The organism is Curtobacterium sp. PhB142 (assembly GCF_004341255.1).
Lineage (GTDB): Bacteria > Actinomycetota > Actinomycetes > Actinomycetales > Microbacteriaceae > Curtobacterium.
Map to the genome: position 1 here is coordinate 333,041 of NZ_SLUT01000001.1, position 18,109 is coordinate 351,149.

The following is an 18,109-nucleotide window of genomic DNA, read 5'->3' on the forward strand; positions in this document are numbered from 1 at the left end:
CCGGCCCCCTACGCCGGGGCGATACCCGGGTTGCCGAAGGGGCGACGACGGGGCTTCGAGGTCGACTCGCTGTCCGACTGGTCCGCTGCGGTGGCGGCGGCCTGCCCGGGCACGTCGATCGCGGGCAGGTTGCTCACCGGACGCTTGTCGCTGGAGAGCCACTGCGGGCGCTCCGGCAGCTTGCGGACGTCCTTGAAGATCTCCACGAGCTCCGGGGCGTCGAGCGTCTCCTTCTCGAGGAGCTCACCGGCCAGGCGGTCGAGGATGTCGCGGTTGTCGTTGATCACCTGGTAGGCCTCGTTGTGCGCGGCCTCGAGCAGCGCACGGGTCTCGGCGTCGACGGTCTGGGCGATGTTCTCCGAGTAGTCGCGCCCGGTCCCGCCGCTCATGTCACGGCCGACGAACGGCTCGCTGGACCCGGAACCGAGCTTGACGGACCCGACGGCCTGGCTCATGCCGTACTCGGTTACCATCTTGCGGGCGGTGCCGGTGGCCTTCTCGATGTCGTTCGAGGCGCCGGTGGTGGGGTCGTGGAACACGATCTCCTCGGCGACGCGTCCACCCATGGCGTAGGTGAGCTGGTCGAGCAGCTCGTTGCGGGTGACCGAGTACTTGTCCTCGAGCGGGAGCACCATCGTGTACCCGAGGGCACGGCCGCGCGGCAGGATCGTGATCTTGGTGACCGGGTCGGTGTGCCGCATCGCCGCTGCCGCCAGGGCGTGGCCACCCTCGTGGTACGCGGTGATCAGGCGTTCCTGGTCGGACATGATCCGGGTCCGACGCTGCGGGCCCGCCATGACGCGGTCGACGGCCTCGTCCAGCGCACGGTTGTCGATGAGCTGCGCGTTCGACCGGGCGGTGAGCAGCGCGGCCTCGTTCAGGACGTTCGCCAGGTCGGCGCCGGTGAAGCCCGGCGTCTTGCGGGCGAGCAGCTCCAGGTCGACGCTCGCGGCGAGCGGCTTGCCCTTCGCGTGCACCTCGAGGATCTGCTTGCGGCCGGCCATGCCCGGGGCGTCGACACCGATCTGGCGGTCGAAGCGGCCCGGACGCAGGAGCGCGGGGTCGAGCACGTCGGGACGGTTCGTCGCGGCGATGAGGATGACGTTCGTCTTGCCGTCGAAGCCGTCCATCTCGACGAGCAGCTGGTTGAGCGTCTGCTCGCGCTCGTCGTTGCCGCCGCCGATGCCGGCACCGCGGTGACGACCGACGGCGTCGATCTCGTCGATGAAGACGATGGCCGGCGAGTTCGCCTTGGCCTGCTCGAAGAGGTCACGGACACGGCTCGCACCGACACCGACGAACATCTCGACGAAGTCCGAACCGGAGATCGAGTAGAACGGCACACCCGCTTCGCCGGCGACGGCGCGGGCGAGCAGCGTCTTGCCGGTTCCGGGAGGGCCGTACAGCAGCACGCCCTTCGGGATCTTGGCGCCGACGGCCTGGAACTTCGCCGGCTCCTTCAGGAACTCCTTGATCTCGTGGAGTTCCTCGATCGCCTCGTCGGAGCCCGCGACGTCGGCGAACGACACCTGCGGGTTCTCCTTGTTGTTGATCTTGGCCTTCGACTTGCCGAACTGCATGACCTTCGAGCCGCCGCCCTGGGCGCTCGAGAGCAGGAACCAGAACAGTGCACCGATGATCAGGAAGGGGAGCAGGACGCCGAGGAGCGACAGGAACCAGTTGCCCGTGTTCACGTGGTCGTCGTAGCCCTTGGGCAGGTTGGCGTCGTTGACGGCCTGGATGACCTCTTCGCCACGGGGCGTGGAGTAGTAGAACTGCTCCTGCTTGTCGCCGTCGCGGGTGATCATGTCGACCCGCTGCTCGGTGGAGTTGACGATGACGGACGAGATCTTGCCGTCGGCGAGCTGCTCGAGGCCCTTCTGGGTGCTGACCTCGGTCGTGCTGCCCTGGCTGATGACGCTCCAGCCGATGAAGATGCCCGCCAGCGCGATCAGCACGTAGAGGTACGGGCCGCGGAAGATGCGCTTGAAGTTCATGTGATCCGGGCGCGAGTGCCCGACACCTTTCTCTGCCGAAGTTGCGTGCAGGTCAGCATACGGCCGCGATTCTGTGGCGAGAATGGGTGTCCTCTGCGGGCGAACTCAACCCGAGGCAAGTACCCCCTGGACGGGTTACGAGTACACGTGCGGCGCCAGGACGCCGACACCGCGCAGGTTCCGGTAGCGCTCGTCGTAGTCGAGGCCGTAGCCGACCACGAACTCGTCGGGGATGTCGAAGCCCACGTACTTGACGTCGACCTCGACCTTGGCGGCCTCGGGCTTGCGCAGCAGGGCGACGATCTCGACGCTCGCGGCACCGCGGGACTGCAGGTTCTGCTTCAGCCAGGACAGCGTCAGACCGGAGTCGATGATGTCCTCGACGATGAGGACGTCGCGCCCGTGCAGGTCGGTGTCGAGGTCCTTGAGGATCCGCACCACACCGGACGACTTCGTGCCGGAGCCGTACGACGACACCGCCATCCAGTCCATGCGCGCCTGCATCTTCAGGTGGCGCGAGAAGTCCGCCATCACCATGACGGCACCCTTCAGGACACCGACGAGCAGGGGGTCGCGACCCGCGTAGTCGGCGTCGACGACCGCCGCGAGTTCGGCGAGCTTGTCGTCGATCTGCTCGGGGGTGAAGAGGACTTCGGACAGGTCTGCCTGGACGTCGGAGAGTTCCACCGGTCCAGCCTAACCGGCACTGAACGACAGGCGGTCACCGGATCGCGACGCCCGGACGCCCGGCAGGTCGATCGGCCCCTGTCCGCTCCAGTCCGTGACGAGCCGGCAGACCTCGAGGGTCTGCACGCGCGACAGCGTCACGCCGAACTCGCTCGCCACCGCCAGGCGCACGAGTCGCTGCCGGAGCGCCGGCGGGTTCGCCCCGAGCGCCCGGACGGACAGGGAGATGCCGGCCTCGGAGTGCTCGGCGATGTCCTCCGCCATCTCCTCGGCGAAGTGGTCGAGTGCTGCAGAGTCCTCGCGCAGCTGGTCGGCCGTCCGCGCCAGCGCCTCGGGCACCCCCGCACCGAGCTCGCGCTCGAGCACCGGCATGAGGGTGTTCCGCACGCGGACACGGGCGTAGGCGGGGTCGTCGTTCTGCGGGTCGTGCCACGGCGCCAACCCGGCGGCGGCGCACGCCTGCCGCGTCGCGTGCCGCCGCACGGTGAGCAGCGGGCGGCCGTAGGCCGGCCCCTGGTCGCGCCGTGCGAGCGGCAGCATGCCCGACAGGCTGTCCGGCCCGCTGCCGCGCAGCAGGCCCAGCAGCACCGTCTCGGCCTGGTCGTCCAGGGTGTGTCCCAACAGCACGAGAGGCGACCCGGTGGCGGACGCGACCTCGGCGATCGACGCGTGGCGGGCCTCCCGGGCGGCGCCCTCCGGACCACCGTCGGAGCCGACCGCGACCCTGCGGACCTCGACCGGGTCCAGACCCAGCTCGGATGCCTGCCGGGAGGCGCGGCTCGCGACCGCCTCGGAGCCCGCCTGGAGCGCGTGGTCGACGACCACTGCCCCGGCTCGGAGCCCCTGCTTGCCCGCCTCGAACGCGGTGGCCGCGGCGAGCGCGAGCGAGTCCGGTCCGCCGCTCAGCGCGACCAGCACGAGGTCACCCGCGGTGACGACGCCGTCGTCGAGCGCGGTGGCGAGCAGGTCGCGGACCGCCAGGCGGGTCTCGGCGACGGCAGGGTCCAGCCGGGGACGCGGAGAGTTCACCCGGTAACGTTAGCCGCGCTCTCGGGACCACCGACAGCCCCACCGACACACCAGGAGTACAGACATGGCCGCGTACGACGTCGTCGTCGAGATCCCCAAGGGCAGCCGCAACAAGTACGAGGTGGACCACGAGACCGGTCGTGTCTACCTCGACCGCGTGCTGTTCACGTCGTTCGTCTACCCGACCGACTACGGCTTCTTCGAGAAGACCCTGGCTGACGACGGCGACCCCGTGGACGCGCTGCTGCTCCTCGAGTTCCCGACGTTCCCCGGCGTGGGCGTCAAGGTCCGTCCGGTCGGCGTCTTCAAGATGAGCGACGAGGCCGGCAAGGACGAGAAGGTCCTCGTGGTCCCCGCGAAGGACCCGCGCTGGACGCACATCCAGGACATCTCGGACGTCGACGAACAGACGAAGGCCGAGATCGCGCACTTCTTCGAGCGCTACAAGGACCTCGAGCCGAACAAGTGGGTCAAGGCCGAGGGCTGGGGCGACGCCGCCGAGGCCGAGGCGATCGTGCAGGCCGGCCAGAAGGCCTACGTGCCCGCTGGTCACTGACGCTCCTCTGGCACAGAACGGCGCCCGCTCTCCATCCGGAGGGCGGGCGCCGTTCTGTGTCCGGGGTTGCTTTGCCGGGCGGGGGACGGGCGGTGCGGGGGCGTACCTGGTGGGAACGGGCGTACCTGGTGCTCTGATCCGGGCAGGTATGCCCGATCCCGCTTGCTAGCGCAGCCGCTCTGGGAAAGACCGGGCTGCGGGCTACAGGGAACCGCTCGGGCGGGCGACGTACGGCAGGAGCTGGCTCGGCGTCCAGACCGCCCGCTCGACCACACCGACGCCCGGTCGGGCCGCTTCGACCATCATCCCGTTGCCGGTGTAGATCGAGTCGTGGTAACCGCCGGAAGCGGTTCCGTTCGACGAGTAGAAGAGGATGTCGCCGGGCTGGCGCTGCGAGAGCGGCACGAGACGGCCGATCGAGCCGAAGTAGTTGTACTGCCAGACGACGTTGTGGCCGCCGGTCGCGATGCCCTGCGAGCTGTAGGCCATCATGACGAGGCCGGAGCAGTCCCAGGTGCTCGGGCCGGCACCACCGAGGACGTAGGGCTTCCCGAGCTGCCCGCGGGCGTACGAGATCGCACCGGCCGCCTTCGAGGGGCTGCTCGGGGCGGGTGCCGGAGTGCTGGGCGCCGGGTTGCTCGGCTTCGACGGCGTCGGCGTGCTCGGCTTGGCGGGAGCCGGGGCGGGCGCGGGAGCGGGAGCCGCCGGCGTGCTCGGCTTCGACGGGGTGCTCGGGCGCGACGGGGTGGTCGTGCCGCTGCCGGAGCCGGAACCGGATCCGGTGTCCGGGCTGGCGTTCGTGCTGCCGCCGCCGGTGCTCGGGCTCGTGGAGGTGCCGGTGCCGGTGCCGCCACTGTTGCTACTGGCGCCGCCACTGCTCGTCTGGGCCGCCAGGGCGGTCTCGGCCGCCTTGGCCTGCTGCGCACTCCAGTACGCACTCTCCGTCACGACGCTCGTGCCCTTGAGGTACGCGAGCTGGCGGAGGACCTCGTCCTGCTGGTCCTGCTGCTTCTGCACCCGGGCCTGGGCGTCGGCGGAGACGTCGTTGGCGGTGGCGAAGGCGGTCTTCGTCGCCTCGGTCGCCTTGCTCAGTGCCGTCGTGGCCACGGACTGCTGGTCGGCGAGCGAGTCCACGGTCTTCTGGTCGGAGCGGGCCTGGGCCAGGATCGTCGCCGATCGCTCGGACAGGTGCGACATCGTGCCGACGCGGTAGAGCAGGTCGCCGGAGTCCGAGGCGTCCGTGAGCATCGTCGTCGACAGGTCGCCGCCGCCCGTGCGGGACAGCTCGACGACGAGCGCGGCCACTTGGCCCGCGGAGTCGTCCGCCTTGCCCTTGGCCCGCTTCGACTGCGCGGACAGGTCGGCGAGGGTGTCCTTCGCCTCCTGCTGCTGCGAGGCGGCGAGGGCGTACGCCTGCCCGGCCTGCTGCTCGACGATGCCGGCGCGGTCCGCGGCGGCCTGCAGCGAGGTCAGCCGGTCGCTCAGCTCGTCCACCGTCTGCTGCGCGTCGGCGGCATCCGACTTCGCGGCCTTGACGTCGTCCCAGGACGGTGCCGACGGCGCGGCCTGGGCGGGTCCGGCGATGACGACCGACAGTCCGATGCCGAGCACGGCGACGGTGGCGATCCCGCAGGAGAACGAGCGAGCGGACAGGGTCATGGCGGGGTCAACGCATCCCGGCTGCGCTGATGCTCATACCGAGATCCCCCGCGCTGCCATGAAGGGGACCGGGTCGACGGCAGCACCGTTGACCCGGGTCTCGAAGTGGAGGTGGCACCCGGTCGACCAGCCGGTCGAACCGATCTTGGCGATCTGCTGCCCGGCGGTGACGTGCTGGCCGCTGGCGACCATGATCCCGCCGTCGACGATGTGGCCGTAGGCCGTCGAGATGCCGCCGCCGTTGTCGAGGATGACCTCGTTGCCGTAGCCGCCGCCGTTGCCCGCGAAGGTCACGGTGCCGTCGTGGGCCGCGTAGATCGGGGCGTAGCAGGCGGGAGCGAGGTCGACCCCGGCGTGCAGTGCCGTGTAGTGCGTGTACGGGTCGACGCGGATGCCGTAGCCGCTGGTCTGGAAGCCGCCGGCCGGACGGACCCACCCAGCAGAGTTGGCCGTCCCGCCACCGGTACCACCCTGGCTCGTCGCCGCGGCCTTCGCGGCTGCCTTGGCCGCAGCAGCGGCGATGCGGGCCTGCCGGGCCTTCTCGGCGGCGACGCCCTTGCGGTAGTCGGCCTCGACACCGCGCTGCTTCGTGGTGAGGGCCGTCAGCTGGGCCTCGAGCCGCGACTCGTTGTCGTTCTGGGCGTCGACGGCGGTCTGCGCCGCGTCGGCAGCACCCTGCGCCTGCTGCATCTTCGACTGGGCCGCGTCGGCGAGGTCGCCCAGCGCCGCCTTGGCCTTGTCCGCCTTGTCGGCCTGCGCCTGCGCGGTGCCCCGGTCCTGCGACGCCTGCGAGTAGATGCCGTCGGCCTGCTCACTGAGCTTCGACATGGCGCCGAGCTCGTAGAGCAGGTCACCGGAGTCCGAGGGGTGCGTGAGGATGTCGGTCGTCACGTCGTTGGCGCTGGCCCGACCGAGCTGCGCGGCGAGCTGACCGGCCTGCTCCTCGGACTGTGCGGCGGTCTGCTCGGCGTCGTCCGCCTGGGACTGGAGCGTCTTCTGCTCGAGGGTCGCCTCGTCGTACTTGTTCTGTGCCGCCTGGTAGGCCTCGCCGGCGGCCTGTGCGGCCTTCTGCTTCGCAGCGGCCTCGGACTTCAGGGTCGAGATGAGCGACTTGATCTCGGTGACCTTCGCCTGCTGGGCACTCGTCGAGGACTTGGCCTTCTGCACCTCGGACCAGCTCGGGTAGCTCGCGGCACTGGCCGACGTCGCCGGGGCGAGGACCGCGAGGGTGCTTCCGGCGAGCGCGACGGCGACCGCGGCGGCGACGAGGCGGCTGCGGTTGCGGAGGGAGAGCGAAGGTGAGGTCGACATGTATCTCGATTTCGTAACAGCGCGGCAAGGCTCACGCACGTAACACTGTTAACAGACGCAACAGTAACAACAGGTGTCGCAACCCCACAGCCCCTCGGACGAGGGGCGTGGAGCCGACGACGATGCTCGCACCGCAACCTCGACACCCGGTGCCGGGCGGGCGCGACACGCCGGGGATTCCGCGGGAACGCGGCCCGATTTGCGAACCTCCGGGGGCATCCGTATGCTTGTCCATCGGTAGCGCGAAGCACCACTTGCGGCCCTATCGTTTAGTGGCCTAGGACACCGCCCTTTCACGGCGGCAGCACGGGTTCGAATCCCGTTGGGGTCACTCTCCGAGTGAGCGAGCAAGTAGTACTGAGCAACACCACAGCAATTCAACATGGCCCTGTAGCGCAGCTGGTTAGCGTGCCGCCCTGTCACGGCGGAGGTCGCGGGTTCAAGTCCCGTCAGGGTCGCCACGGCTGGATAGCTCAGTTGGTAGAGCGTTCGACTGAAAATCGAAAGGTCCACGGATCGATGCCGTGTCCAGCCACCGGTGAAGGCCCCCTGCTTCGGCAGGGGGCCTTTTCCGTTGTCTGAGCCGTCTGGCCCGGGTCGGCGCTAGGCCTCGCGGGTCTTCGGGCTGCTGTCGTTGGTCTTCGCCGGGTCACGCTCGACCACGGCACCGAGGGCATCGTCGATCCGGCTGAGCAGCTCCGCCGGGATCGTGACACCGGCAGCGCCGGCGTTGTCGTGCACCTGCTCCGGACGCGACGCCCCGATGATGGCGCTCGCGACGTTCTCGTTCTGCAGTACCCAGGCGACGGCGAGCTGTGCCATTGACAGGTCGAGCTCCTGCGCGATCGGCTCGAGCTCCTGCACCGAGGACAGCACCTCGTCGCGCATGAACCGCTTGATCATGTCCGCACCGCCCTTGTCGTCGGTGGCGCGTGAGCCCTCGGGCAGCGGCTGACCCGGCTTGTACTTGCCGGTCAGGACACCCTGGGCGATCGGGGACCAGACGATCTGCGAGATGCCGAGCTCCTTCGAGGTCGGCACCACCTCTTCTTCGATGACCCGCCACAGCGCCGAGTACTGCGGCTGGTTCGAGATGAGCTGGAACCCGAGGTCCTTGGCCAGCGCGGCACCCGCACGGAGCTGCTCCGCGGTCCACTCGCTCACGCCGACGTACAGGACCTTGCCCTGGCGCACGATGTCGGCGAAGGCCTGCATCGTCTCCTCGAGCGGGGTCTCGTGGTCGAAGCGGTGCGCCTGGTACAGGTCGACGTAGTCGGTCTGCAGGCGGGTCAGCGAGCCGTCGATCGACTCGAGGATGTGCTTGCGGGACAGCCCCGTGTCGTTGTGCCCCTTCGGCCCGGTCGGCCCGAACACCTTGGTGGCGATCTCGAGCGACTGGCGCCGCTCCCCCTTGAGGGCTTCGCCGAGGACGGTTTCCGCGCCGGTGTTGGCGTAGACGTCGGCGGTGTCGAACGTCGAGATGCCGACCTCGAGGGCGGCCTTGACGCAGGCGATCGCCGCGTCGTTCTCGACCTGGGATGCGTGGGTGAGCCAGTTGCCGTAGGTGATCTCGGAGACCTTGAGGCCCGAGTTGCCGAGGTAGCGGTACTCCATGTGCGTGTCACTCCTGTCGTGGCCGCGTCGGTGCGGCTCGACCCGTGACGGTAGTCCGCGGGTCGATGCCGGGACACAGCGGCGTTCACAAAGTTCACGCTTCGGACCCACGGGATTTAGCCGTGCCCGCGCGATGACCGAGGTTTCTCGGAATCGATGCACATGCAGGGTATGACCGACCAATGGCTGTACGCAGCAGACGACCTTTTTCGACTCATCCCTCCGACGATCCATCTCATCGGGTTGAGTACTCGCGCGCTCAAGGGCCGTGCGACCCAGGAAACCCAACCGCATCCGCGACGTGGCCAAGCCGCCGAGGTGCAGGATCGGAGGGAAGTGGCGGCACGGAGCGGTGCCGCGGAGAGCGAGGGAGCATCCATGACCGGAGCGAGCGTGTTGTTCATCGGCGGGAGCGGCGTGATCAGCGCCTCCTGTGTGCGGGAGGCAACCGAACAGGGCCACGACGTCACGGTCCTGAACCGGGGGACCACCGGGGGCCGGCCGATCCCGGAGGGTGTGACGCGCCTCCAGGCCGATGTGTCGGACCGCAGCGCCCTGGCGGACGCACTCGGCGACCGCCACTTCGACGTGGTCGTGAACTGGATCGCCTTCACGCCGGACCAGGTGCAGGCCGACATCGGCTTCTTCGCGGGACGGACGCGGCAGTACGTCTTCATCAGCTCGGCCTCGGCGTACCAGACGCCGGCGACGCACCTGCCGATCACGGAGTCGACGCCGCTGAAGAACCCGTACTGGCAGTACTCGCGCGACAAGATCGCGTGCGAGGAACTGCTCATGGAGGCATACCGGGAGCAGGACTTCCCGGTGACGATCGTGCGGCCGTCACACACCTACGACGAGACGAAGCTGCCGCTCACCGGTGGCTGGACTGCGGTGGCGCGGATGCGCGCCGGCAAGCCGATCATCATCACCGGTGACGGCACGTCGTTGTGGACCTTGACGCACAGCCGTGACTTCGCGGTCGGGTTCACCGGGCTGCTCGACAACGCGTCGGCGATCGGTGAGGCCTTCACGATCACGAGCGACGAGGCGCCGACGTGGAACGCCATCGCGCACGAGATCGCGGCGGCGGCGGGGGTGTCCGACCTGCAGATCGTGCACGTGCCGGCGGACGCCATCAACGCCGTGGACCCGGAGTGGGGTGCGGCGCTCCTCGGCGACAAGGCCAACAGCTCGGTGTTCGACAACAGCAAGGTCCGGTCGCTCGTGCCGTGGTACCGGCCGCGGACGCCCTACCGGCAGGGTGTGCGTGAGGTCATCGCCTGGTTCGAGGCCAACCCCGACGCGCAGGTCGTCGACGAGCGCCTCGATGCGCTGATGGACGAGTTGGCGGCGCGCTGGGCGGTGTGAGCCGCACTTGGTGAGCAGAAATGGTCGGGTGCCGTGTGGCGACCCGACCATTTCTGCTCACGAAGCGAGCGCGCGGCGCCGAGCACGCGGCGCCGAGCGCGCGGCTCAGGCGCGCGCGGACAGGACCGACGCGAGCGTGCCGATCGCCGTGCGCAGCTCGTCGTCGGTGACGACGAGCGGCGGAGCGAAGCGGATCGTCGAACCGTGGGTGTCCTTCACGAGCAGCCCGCGGTCGGCCAGGTCCTTCGAGATCTCCTTGCCGGTGCCGAGCGCCGGGTCGATGTCGATCCCTGCCCAGAGTCCGGCGACGCGGTGGGACACGACCCCCTTGCCGAGCAGGTCGTCGAGCAGCCCGCGCAGCAACGGTTCGCCGTCGAGTGCGCGCTGCTGGAACGTGCCCTCACCGAGCATCGCCACGACCTCGGCGCCGACGGCAGCGGCGAGCGGGTTGCCACCGAAGGTCGAACCGTGCTCACCGGGACGCAGCACCCCCAGGACAGCGCGCGAGCCGACGACCGCGGACACCGGCACGATGCCGCCGCCGAGTGCCTTGCCGAGCGTGATGAGGTCGGGGCGGACCCCGACGCGCTGCACGGCGAGCGTGTGGCCCGTGCGTCCGAGGCCGGACTGGATCTCGTCGGCGATGAACAGCGCGCCGAACTCGTCGCAGAGCTCCCGGACAGCAGGCAGGTACGAAGCGGGCGGGATGACCACGCCGCCCTCGCCCTGGATGGGTTCGAGCAGCACGGCGACGATGGTCTCGTCCATCGCTGCGCGCAGGGCAGCGGCGTCGCCGTACGGCACCGTGCGGAACCCCGGGGTGTACGGACCGAAGTCATCGCGGGCCGAGGGGTCGTCCGAGAACGAGATGATCGTGGTGGTGCGGCCGTGGAAGTTCCCGGACGCCACGATGATCGTCGCGCGGTCCGCGGGGACCCCCTTGACGCGGTAGCCCCAGGCGCGGGACACCTTGATCGCGGACTCGACGGCCTCGGCACCGGTGTTCATCGGCAGGACCATCTCGGTCTCCGTCAACGCCGCCAGTGCCGTGGCGAACGGCCCGAGCTGGTCGTTCACGAACGCACGGCTGGTCAGCGTCACCCGGTCGAGCTGCGCCCGGGCGGCGTCGAGCAGCCGCGGGTTGCCGTGGCCGAAGTTCACCGCGGAGTACGCGGCGAGGCCGTCCAGGTACTGCTTGCCGTCGACGTCCGTGACGGTCGCTCCGGCCCCCGACGCGATGACGACGGGCAGCGGGCTGTAGTTGTGCGCGAGGGCGCGGTCCTCGACGGCGAGCGCCGCCGCGGTGTTGACCCCGAGCGACGCTGCCGCCGACATCAGCTGACCCCGAGCGAGCGGGCGACCGAGTTGCCGGTGCCGACCGGGTGCAGGTCGAGCGTGCAGCACTTCACGCCGCCACCGCCGAGCAACAGCTCGGACAGGTCGACGCCGATCGGGTTGTACCCCTTCTCCCTGAGCTGTTCGGCGAACCGCACAGCCCGCGCGGCGATCACGACGTTGTACCCGTCGGAGTAGGAGTTCAGGCCGAGGATCGCGGCGTCCTCCTCCGTCGCGATGATCGCGTCGGGGAAGCGCTCGCGCAGGATCGCCAGCGACGGCTCGTCGAAGGCGCTCTCCAGGTACGCGATGTTCGACCGGCCGGAAGCGTCGGGCTCCGGGTCGAGCACGGCGATGGCGGTGTCGAGGTGGTAGAAGCTCGGGTTGATGAGCTTCAGGGTGACGACCTCACGGCCGTAGATCGTCGCGAGCTCGTCGTGGGAGGTGCTGTCCGACCGGAAGCCGGTGCCGGCGAAGATGGTGTTTCCGATGAGCAGGAAGTCACCCTCGCCCTCGTTGGTCTGCTCGGGCTCGGCGACGGTCAGTCCGGCCTGACGGAACCAGTCCATGTACGCGGGGCCCTCGGGCTGGCGCTCGGGGTACTGGAACTTCGCGCCGTAGGCGATGCCGTCGAGCACGAACCCGCCGTTGGCCGCGTAGACCATGTCCGGCAGGCCGTCGATGGGGTCGATGTACGAGATGTCGAAGCCGAGCTGCTCGTACACGTCGACGAGCGTCTGCCACTGGGCGACGGCCTTCGACGTATCGGTCGGCTCCTCCGGGTGCATCCACGGGTTGATCCGGTAGCTCACCGTGTAGAAGTCCGGCTTGCACATCAGGATCGTCCGCTTGGTGGCGGTGCGGGCCGGTGCGTGGGTGGTCGAGGGTGCGGTGTTCGACATCAGTCCTCCTGAGAAGGGACCGGGGCCCGAGCCTGCCAGGAACCGAAACGGAACGAAGGAGAGGTGCTCCGGCGAGATGCAGGCTCACTCGCCGTAGCGGACCAGGTCGACGCCACGTCGATCCTGACACAGACCGTCCGGCAAGTGCAGTATCGGGAGCGAAGCGCCGTGGCACCCGTTCGGGTGACGCACGTTTCGTGCGTCCGACCCGCCGACCTCGCAAGAAGTCCGCGTACGATGGGTGCAATGGATTCGCTCGACCACCGCATCCTGGATCAACTCCGGGACAACGCCCGCGCCGGCTACGGCGACATCGGGTCGGTGGTCGGACTCTCGGCATCGGCCGTCAAGCGCCGCGTCGACCGACTCGTCGGCGATGGTGTCATCCAGGGGTTCACGATCAAGGTCGACCCCGCCGTCGAGGACCGCGGCACCGAGGCCTGGGTCGAGCTGTACTGCCGCGGCACCGTCTCCCCCGACGAGCTCCGTGCGCTGCTCGACACCGTGCCCGAGGTCATCGACGCTGGCACGGTCACCGGGAGCGCCGACGCCGTCGTGCACATGCGCTCCAAGGACCTGTCCGCGCTGGAGGAGGCGCTCGACAAGGTCCGCCTCGCACCGCAGGTGGACCACACGCGGTCCGCGATCGTGCTCTCCAAGCTGGTCAGTCGCGACACCGCGTAACGTCCCACGCATGGGACGGAAGGCGGTCTGGAGGCGCGGCTCGGCACCCACGGGATCGCGCCCGACCCGGCAGCTGGTCACCGCTGCGAGCGTCGCCTACGTCGCGAACTGCCTCTGGGGCACGGCCGTCGCCGTCCGGTTGATCCGGACGAAGAAGCTCCGCGTCGTGCACCACGGGCTGTTCGTCGTGACGGCGACGCTCACCGGGGCCGCCGCGACGACGCCCTTGTGGACCCGGGACCGTTCGGCGCTGTTCCTGCTGCCCGCGCTCGTGCCCCTCGCACTCGCGCCCCGCACGAACCCGCGCTCCGGAGCACACTGGAAGATCGCGGTGGCCGCTGCGCCGTCCTACCTGGGGGCGCTGTTGGTGCGGCGTCGACCGTGACGACGAGACACGAGGGGAAGCAGTGGAGCTCTTCGAGGCCATCCGACGCCGCCGGACCACGAACGGGGCGTTCCTGCCCGACCCGGTGTCCGAGGAGCACCAACGGCTGCTCATGGAACTCGCCGGCCGGGCCCCGTCCCAGCTGAACAGCCAACCGTGGCGGTTCGTGCTGGTCGAGGAGCGCGACACGATCGACCGGGTCGCCGCGATCAGCGGCAGCTCGATGACCCGCACCATGGCCGAGGGGACGTTCTTCGAGCGGTACAAGCCGTACTTCCGGTTCTCGAAGGCCGAGATGGACGAGCGGCGCGACGGCATGCTGTTCGACAAGCTGCCCGGGCCGCTCCGGCCGTTCACGAAGCAGGTGTTCACGAAGCGTGGGCAGCTGCTCATGAACACCCTCCGCGTGCCGCAGAGCCTGGGTGAGGAGAACCGGAAGCTCGTCGCCGGGTCGCCGCTGCTGCTCGGCGTGATGCTCGACCGCCACGAGTACCGGCAGCAGGAGCTGTCCGGCTTCTACTCCGTGTTCAGCATGGGCGCGGCGATGGAGAACATCTGGCTCGCGACGACGGAGCTCGGGCTGGGGATCCAGTTCGTGTCCTTCCCGATGGAGACCCCGGGTGCCTGGGCGGACATCGAGGGGCTGCTCCGGGTGCCCGAGTCGCTCGAACTCATGGCCGTCTACCGGATCGGGTACCTGCCGCCCGAACGACGCCGCCCCGCGATCGACTGGACGTCGAGCGAGCGGAAGCGGCCCTCGCAGTACGTGTTCCGCGACACCTGCGACACCCCGCAGCAGGGGTGGGACGACGCGCCCGTCGCGGGCCACATCGAACCGGAGGCGACCACATCGTGACCGACACCCGACCCACCCAGAGTGCCCCGGGCCTCCCGGGAACCGCCCCCGGCCTGCCGGGCCGCCCCTGGATCTCGCAGGACTGGCTCGACGTCGTCTTCGTGCACTGGCGCGTCGACGTGTCGGCGGTGGCCCCGCTGCTGCCAGCCGGAACGCGACCCGACACGATGGCGCTCGAAGGGACGGACGACGGGGTGACCACCTGGGTGGGCCTCATCGGGTTCCGGTTCGAGGACACCCGGTTCCCGCCCCTCGGGGCGCTGGGGCGGACCGGCTCGATCGGCGACTTCGTCGAGGTGAACGTCCGCGTCTACACGGTCGACGAGCAGGGCCAGCACGGTGTCGTGTTCCTGTCGCTCGACGCCGGCAAGCTGCTGCCGACCCTCGGCGCACGCGTGGCCACCGGACTGCCCTACTGGTGGGCGGACGCCGAGTCGCGGAGCGGCGACGGCCGCGTCGGGTACGCGATGCGGCGGCACGGGACGCACCTGCGGTCGATGCTCGACGTCCGCGTGGGCGAGGTACTGGACGAGCCAGGGCCGCTCGAGACGTTCCTGACCGCGCGGTGGGGCATGCACGTGCACCGGGCTGGGCGGACCCGGTTCTGGCCGAACGAGCACGACGCGTGGCCGTTGCACCGGGCCTCGGTGGTGTCGCTGCGGGACGACCTGGTCGGCGCCGCGGGGCTGCCGTTCGGGCTGACGGAGTTGGAGCCGGACTCGGTGCTCTACTCGGCGGGGGTCACGACGCGGTTCGGTCGGGGGCGCTGAGCGGGTCGTCGGCCGGCGGCTCCGGTCCCGGTCGCTGTTCTGGTCCCGGTTCCGGTTCGCCGGCGTCCGCCGCCGCTCCGTTCTGGTCGGGGTCGGCCGTCCCAGAGGCGGCTCGCCACTGCAGGACCGCAGTGACGACAGCGACCGGGACGATGACGATGCTCCACCCGATCCACCGCGATGAGTGTGCTTCGTCGACGCTCGGGACCGTCAACGCCACGACCGCGTACACAGCCGACACGACCGCGACAGCAGCCGACGCCGCCGAACGCCCCCACAGCTCGAACCGCGTCGGCTCGTCCCGCCGCACCGTGTACAGGCCCGTCGCGGCAGCCAGGTAGCCGATCAGGAGCGTCTGCGCGCCCACCGCGAGGGCGAACACCGCCAACGCGACTCCGGCGGCGCTCCAGACGACGACACGCGTGCGGTGCAAGCGCCAAGCCGTCGTGCAACTCGGGTACCAGTACGCCCGTCGTCCGGCGAACGCGAGCACGACCGCGCCGACCAGCCCGACGACACCGACGAGGACCGCGACGGGCAGGGCGGGACGCTGCAGCCAGATGCCGATCGCCACGACCGCCAGCGCCCCGACTGCCTGGGCCATCGGAGGACCCCACCACTGCTCGGGGAGGATCGGCGCCCGGCGGATCCAGCGCGGCTGCGGCTCCGCGTCCGGCTCGGGTTCCACCGGGTCGTCTCGCGTGTCCACGCGACCATCATGCTCGCCACCGTCCGCAGGCACGGGCCGTCGGGGGACACCGGCTGAGTGGTGCATGGTCGGCCGCAGGTACAAGTGAGCCATGACTCGAGTGGCAGTGGTGACCGGTGGATCCGCAGGACTGGGGCGTGCGACCGTCCGGGAGCTCGCCGCGCGGGGGTGGGACGTCGCCGTCCTCGCCCGTGGACGGGACGGCGTCGACGCCGCGGTCGCCGAGGTCGAGGCCGCGGGGCGTCGCGGGCTGGCCCTGGTCGCCGACGTGTCCGACCGCGAGGCCGTCGAGGCCGCGGCCGACCGCGTCGAGCAGGAACTCGGGCCGATCGACCTGTGGGTGAACGGCGTGATGGTCGGGGTGTTCGGCAAGTTCCTGGACACCGCGCCCGAGGACTTCGAGCGAGCGCTGCACGTGACCTACCTCGGCTTCGTCAACGGGACCCGTGCCGCGCTCTCCCGGATGGTGCCCCGCGGCCAGGGGCACGTCGTCCAGGTCGGTTCGGCACTCGGCTTCCGGGGCATCCCGCTGCAGGCCGCGTACTGCGGCGCGAAGCACGCGATCGTCGGGTTCACCGAGTCCGTCGTCTCCGAGCTGCTCGAACAGGGCAGCAAGGTGAAGGTGTCGCGGGTCGACATGCCCGCCCTGAACACGATCCAGTTCGGGTGGGTGAAGTCGAAGCTGCCGCACCACCCGCAGCCGGTCGCACCGATCTTCCAGCCCGAGGTCGGTGCCCGCGCGATCGCTGCCGTGGCCGAGCGGCCGCGCCGTCGCACCTGGGTCGGCGAGTCGACCGTCTACACGATCCTCGGCAGCCGCATCAGCGGGCGTTTCGCCGACTGGTACGCCGCCAAGACGCTCGTCTCCGGGCAGCAGGCGCCTGACAAGGACGGGCAGGAGCTGCAGGACAACCTGTACGAGCCGGTGCCGGGCGACCACGGCGCGCACGGTGTGTTCGACGAGTCCGCGCACGCCTGGTCGCCGCAGACCTGGTGGGTGGAACACCGACGGATCGGCAACGGCATCATCGGGGCGGCACTCGGCGCGGCCGGGGCCGTCGCACTCGTGGCCGGACGACGACGATGAGCCGCCACGGATCGTCGGTGCGGGGTGCGGCCGTTGTCGAGCTGTGCCGGGCCGGACTCGGCCTGTGGCACCTGGGCCGAGCTGCTCGTGGTCGCGACCAGGCCGTGCTGCACGGCGTGCTCGGCGTCCGGCAGCTCGTGCAGGCCGCCCTCGTCGCACGCACGGGCACCGGGAACGCGCACACGCTCAGCGCCGCCGTCGACGCGGTGCACGGCGTGACGATGGTGCCGCTCGCCCTCGACCCACGACGCCGCGGGTTCGCCCTGCAGCAGGTGTGGATCGCCACGGTGCTCACCGTCGCCGAGGTCGCCGTCGTCGGTCGGGGCAGCCGGCGCTGACGGCGCTGACGGCGGGCGGCGCTGACATCTGTCGGGGGTGCTCGGTAGCGTCCGGGGCATGGGTACCACCTACTCCGTCGCGTCCGCGCTGGACGGCTTCGTCGCTGCACCGGACGACGACCTCGACTGGCTGCTGCAGTTCGGCTTCGAGCCGTTCCAGGAGCACCACGACCGGTTCTTCGCGGGCATCGGCGCGATCGTCATGGGCTCGACCACGTACGAGTGGCTGCTCGAGCACGACGACACGTGGGCGTACCCGGACCTGGCGACGTGGGTGTTCACCACGCGTGACCTGCCGGTGCCGGACGGCGCCGACGTGCACTTCGTGTCGGGCGAGGTCGCGGACCACCAGGCCGACCTCGAACGGGCCGCCGGCGAGCGCGACGTCTGGGTCGTCGGCGGCGGACTGCTCGCGGCGCAGTACCAGCAGGCAGGGCTGCTCGACGAGCTCCGCGTCACCGTGATGCCGGTGGCGCTCGGCGCCGGTGCGCCGCTGCTACCGGTCGCGGCACCGACCCCGGTGTTCGAGCTGGTCGGGACGACGCCGTTCACCGGCGGTGCCGTCGAGCTGCACTACCGGTCCGCAGCCACCCCGGCGTAGCGTCCGAGCCATGAGCGACAACGAGCAGACCGAGCCCGTCATGGACGGCGCCAACGAGGCCACGAACCACGAGAAGCTGCACGGCCTGATCGAACAGGTCGACCACGACCACCACGGCGAGGGCGCCGGAGCGATGGCCGACCACCTGCGTGACCGGATGGACGAGACCGGCGTCGAGGACGAAGAAGCAGGCGACACCGAGGACTGACCCGAGCCGG

19 protein-coding genes and 3 tRNA genes are annotated in these 18,109 nt (G+C 70.2%); 13 read left to right on the forward strand and 9 right to left on the reverse strand.

Going from position 1 to position 18,109, the window contains the following annotated elements:
* Positions 1-8: 8 nt before the first annotated feature.
* The 3 genes from ftsH to tilS all read right to left on the reverse strand — a co-directional run bounded on the left by ftsH (position 9) and on the right by tilS (position 3,713).
* Entirely contained in the window at positions 9-1,997 is a 1,989-nt protein-coding gene (ftsH, locus tag EDF31_RS01585; RefSeq protein ID WP_131844948.1) for an ATP-dependent zinc metalloprotease FtsH, read from the reverse strand.
* A 135-nt stretch (positions 1,998-2,132) separates the two neighbouring features.
* Positions 2,133-2,684 carry a hypoxanthine phosphoribosyltransferase gene (gene hpt / locus EDF31_RS01590; protein ID WP_111086933.1) on the reverse strand — a complete coding sequence of 184 codons (552 nt, stop codon included), beginning with the start codon at positions 2,682-2,684 and terminating at the stop codon, positions 2,133-2,135.
* A 9-nt stretch (positions 2,685-2,693) separates the two neighbouring features.
* Positions 2,694-3,713, reverse strand: coding sequence for a tRNA lysidine(34) synthetase TilS (gene tilS / locus EDF31_RS01595; RefSeq protein WP_131844949.1), 1,020 nt, complete (start codon positions 3,711-3,713; stop codon positions 2,694-2,696).
* Positions 3,714-3,777: 64 nt separating this feature from the next.
* On the opposite strand from tilS, the gene EDF31_RS01600 reads away from it, so the two are divergent.
* A complete protein-coding gene (locus EDF31_RS01600) occupies positions 3,778-4,269 on the forward strand; it encodes an inorganic diphosphatase (RefSeq protein ID WP_123294540.1) in 492 nt (163 codons plus the stop codon).
* Positions 4,270-4,470: 201 nt separating this feature from the next.
* Here the strand turns inward: EDF31_RS01600 and EDF31_RS01605 are convergent, their stop codons facing one another.
* Both EDF31_RS01605 and EDF31_RS01610 read right to left on the reverse strand, forming a co-directional pair.
* Positions 4,471-5,928, reverse strand: coding sequence for an NlpC/P60 family protein (locus tag EDF31_RS01605; protein ID WP_131844950.1), 1,458 nt, complete (start codon positions 5,926-5,928; stop codon positions 4,471-4,473).
* A 33-nt stretch (positions 5,929-5,961) separates the two neighbouring features.
* A complete protein-coding gene (locus EDF31_RS01610; RefSeq protein ID WP_131844951.1) occupies positions 5,962-7,239 on the reverse strand; it encodes a M23 family metallopeptidase in 1,278 nt (425 codons plus the stop codon).
* Between the two features lie 258 nt (positions 7,240-7,497).
* Between EDF31_RS01610 and EDF31_RS01615 the strand changes: the two genes are divergently transcribed.
* The 3 genes from EDF31_RS01615 to EDF31_RS01625 all read left to right on the forward strand — a co-directional run bounded on the left by EDF31_RS01615 (position 7,498) and on the right by EDF31_RS01625 (position 7,774).
* Positions 7,498-7,570, forward strand: a tRNA-Glu gene (locus EDF31_RS01615).
* Between the two features lie 53 nt (positions 7,571-7,623).
* Positions 7,624-7,700, forward strand: a tRNA-Asp gene (locus EDF31_RS01620).
* Position 7,701: 1 nt separating this feature from the next.
* Positions 7,702-7,774 (forward strand) — tRNA-Phe (locus tag EDF31_RS01625).
* A gap of 68 nt (positions 7,775-7,842) precedes the next feature.
* Here EDF31_RS01625 and EDF31_RS01630 read toward each other — a convergent pair.
* Positions 7,843-8,853, reverse strand: a complete 1,011-nt coding sequence (locus EDF31_RS01630) for an aldo/keto reductase family protein (RefSeq protein WP_131844952.1) — start codon at positions 8,851-8,853, stop codon at positions 7,843-7,845.
* Between the two features lie 378 nt (positions 8,854-9,231).
* On the opposite strand from EDF31_RS01630, the gene EDF31_RS01635 reads away from it, so the two are divergent.
* A complete protein-coding gene (locus EDF31_RS01635) occupies positions 9,232-10,224 on the forward strand; it encodes an SDR family oxidoreductase (protein WP_131844953.1) in 993 nt (330 codons plus the stop codon).
* A 105-nt stretch (positions 10,225-10,329) separates the two neighbouring features.
* On the opposite strand, the gene rocD is transcribed toward EDF31_RS01635, so the two are convergent.
* Both rocD and ddaH read right to left on the reverse strand, forming a co-directional pair.
* Positions 10,330-11,559 carry an ornithine--oxo-acid transaminase gene (gene rocD, locus EDF31_RS01640; RefSeq protein ID WP_131844954.1) on the reverse strand — a complete coding sequence of 410 codons (1,230 nt, stop codon included), beginning with the start codon at positions 11,557-11,559 and terminating at the stop codon, positions 10,330-10,332.
* The gene (gene ddaH, locus EDF31_RS01645; RefSeq protein ID WP_131844955.1) at positions 11,559-12,461 is read right to left on the reverse strand and encodes a dimethylargininase; all 903 of its coding nucleotides are present in this window, start codon (positions 12,459-12,461) and stop codon (positions 11,559-11,561) included. The genes rocD and ddaH overlap by 1 nt, the downstream gene beginning before the upstream one ends.
* 246 nt (positions 12,462-12,707) lie before the next feature.
* Here ddaH and EDF31_RS01650 point away from each other — a divergent pair, with 246 nt between their 5' ends.
* The 4 genes from EDF31_RS01650 to EDF31_RS01665 are packed head-to-tail and all read left to right on the forward strand — an operon-like array spanning position 12,708 to position 15,156.
* A complete protein-coding gene (locus EDF31_RS01650; RefSeq protein ID WP_111083794.1) occupies positions 12,708-13,145 on the forward strand; it encodes an Lrp/AsnC family transcriptional regulator in 438 nt (145 codons plus the stop codon).
* Positions 13,146-13,155: 10 nt separating this feature from the next.
* Entirely contained in the window at positions 13,156-13,530 is a 375-nt protein-coding gene (locus EDF31_RS01655) for a hypothetical protein (RefSeq protein WP_131844956.1), read from the forward strand.
* A gap of 22 nt (positions 13,531-13,552) precedes the next feature.
* The gene (locus EDF31_RS01660) at positions 13,553-14,386 is read left to right on the forward strand and encodes a nitroreductase family protein (RefSeq protein WP_131844957.1); all 834 of its coding nucleotides are present in this window, start codon (positions 13,553-13,555) and stop codon (positions 14,384-14,386) included.
* Positions 14,383-15,156: a DUF2071 domain-containing protein gene (locus tag EDF31_RS01665; RefSeq protein WP_207896094.1), complete on the forward strand. Its 774-nt coding sequence runs from the start codon at positions 14,383-14,385 to the stop codon at positions 15,154-15,156. Before EDF31_RS01660 ends, EDF31_RS01665 begins: the two co-directional genes overlap by 4 nt.
* Here the strand turns inward: EDF31_RS01665 and EDF31_RS01670 are convergent.
* A complete protein-coding gene (locus tag EDF31_RS01670; RefSeq protein WP_131844958.1) occupies positions 15,128-15,865 on the reverse strand; it encodes a hypothetical protein in 738 nt (245 codons plus the stop codon). The two genes, EDF31_RS01665 and EDF31_RS01670, sit on opposite strands and share 29 nt — an antisense overlap.
* Positions 15,866-15,956: 91 nt before the next feature.
* Between EDF31_RS01670 and EDF31_RS01675 the strand changes: the two genes are divergently transcribed.
* From EDF31_RS01675 to EDF31_RS01690, 4 genes are read left to right on the forward strand one after another with little or no spacing between them, the layout of a single operon-like run.
* Positions 15,957-16,952: an SDR family oxidoreductase gene (locus EDF31_RS01675; RefSeq protein ID WP_131844959.1), complete on the forward strand. Its 996-nt coding sequence runs from the start codon at positions 15,957-15,959 to the stop codon at positions 16,950-16,952.
* The gene (locus tag EDF31_RS01680) at positions 16,949-17,290 is read left to right on the forward strand and encodes a hypothetical protein (protein WP_131844960.1); all 342 of its coding nucleotides are present in this window, start codon (positions 16,949-16,951) and stop codon (positions 17,288-17,290) included. Before EDF31_RS01675 ends, EDF31_RS01680 begins: the two co-directional genes overlap by 4 nt.
* 58 nt (positions 17,291-17,348) lie before the next feature.
* The gene (locus EDF31_RS01685) at positions 17,349-17,891 is read left to right on the forward strand and encodes a dihydrofolate reductase family protein (protein ID WP_131844961.1); all 543 of its coding nucleotides are present in this window, start codon (positions 17,349-17,351) and stop codon (positions 17,889-17,891) included.
* A 10-nt stretch (positions 17,892-17,901) separates the two neighbouring features.
* The gene (locus EDF31_RS01690; protein WP_123339214.1) at positions 17,902-18,099 is read left to right on the forward strand and encodes a hypothetical protein; all 198 of its coding nucleotides are present in this window, start codon (positions 17,902-17,904) and stop codon (positions 18,097-18,099) included.
* Positions 18,100-18,109: the final 10 nt, after the last annotated feature.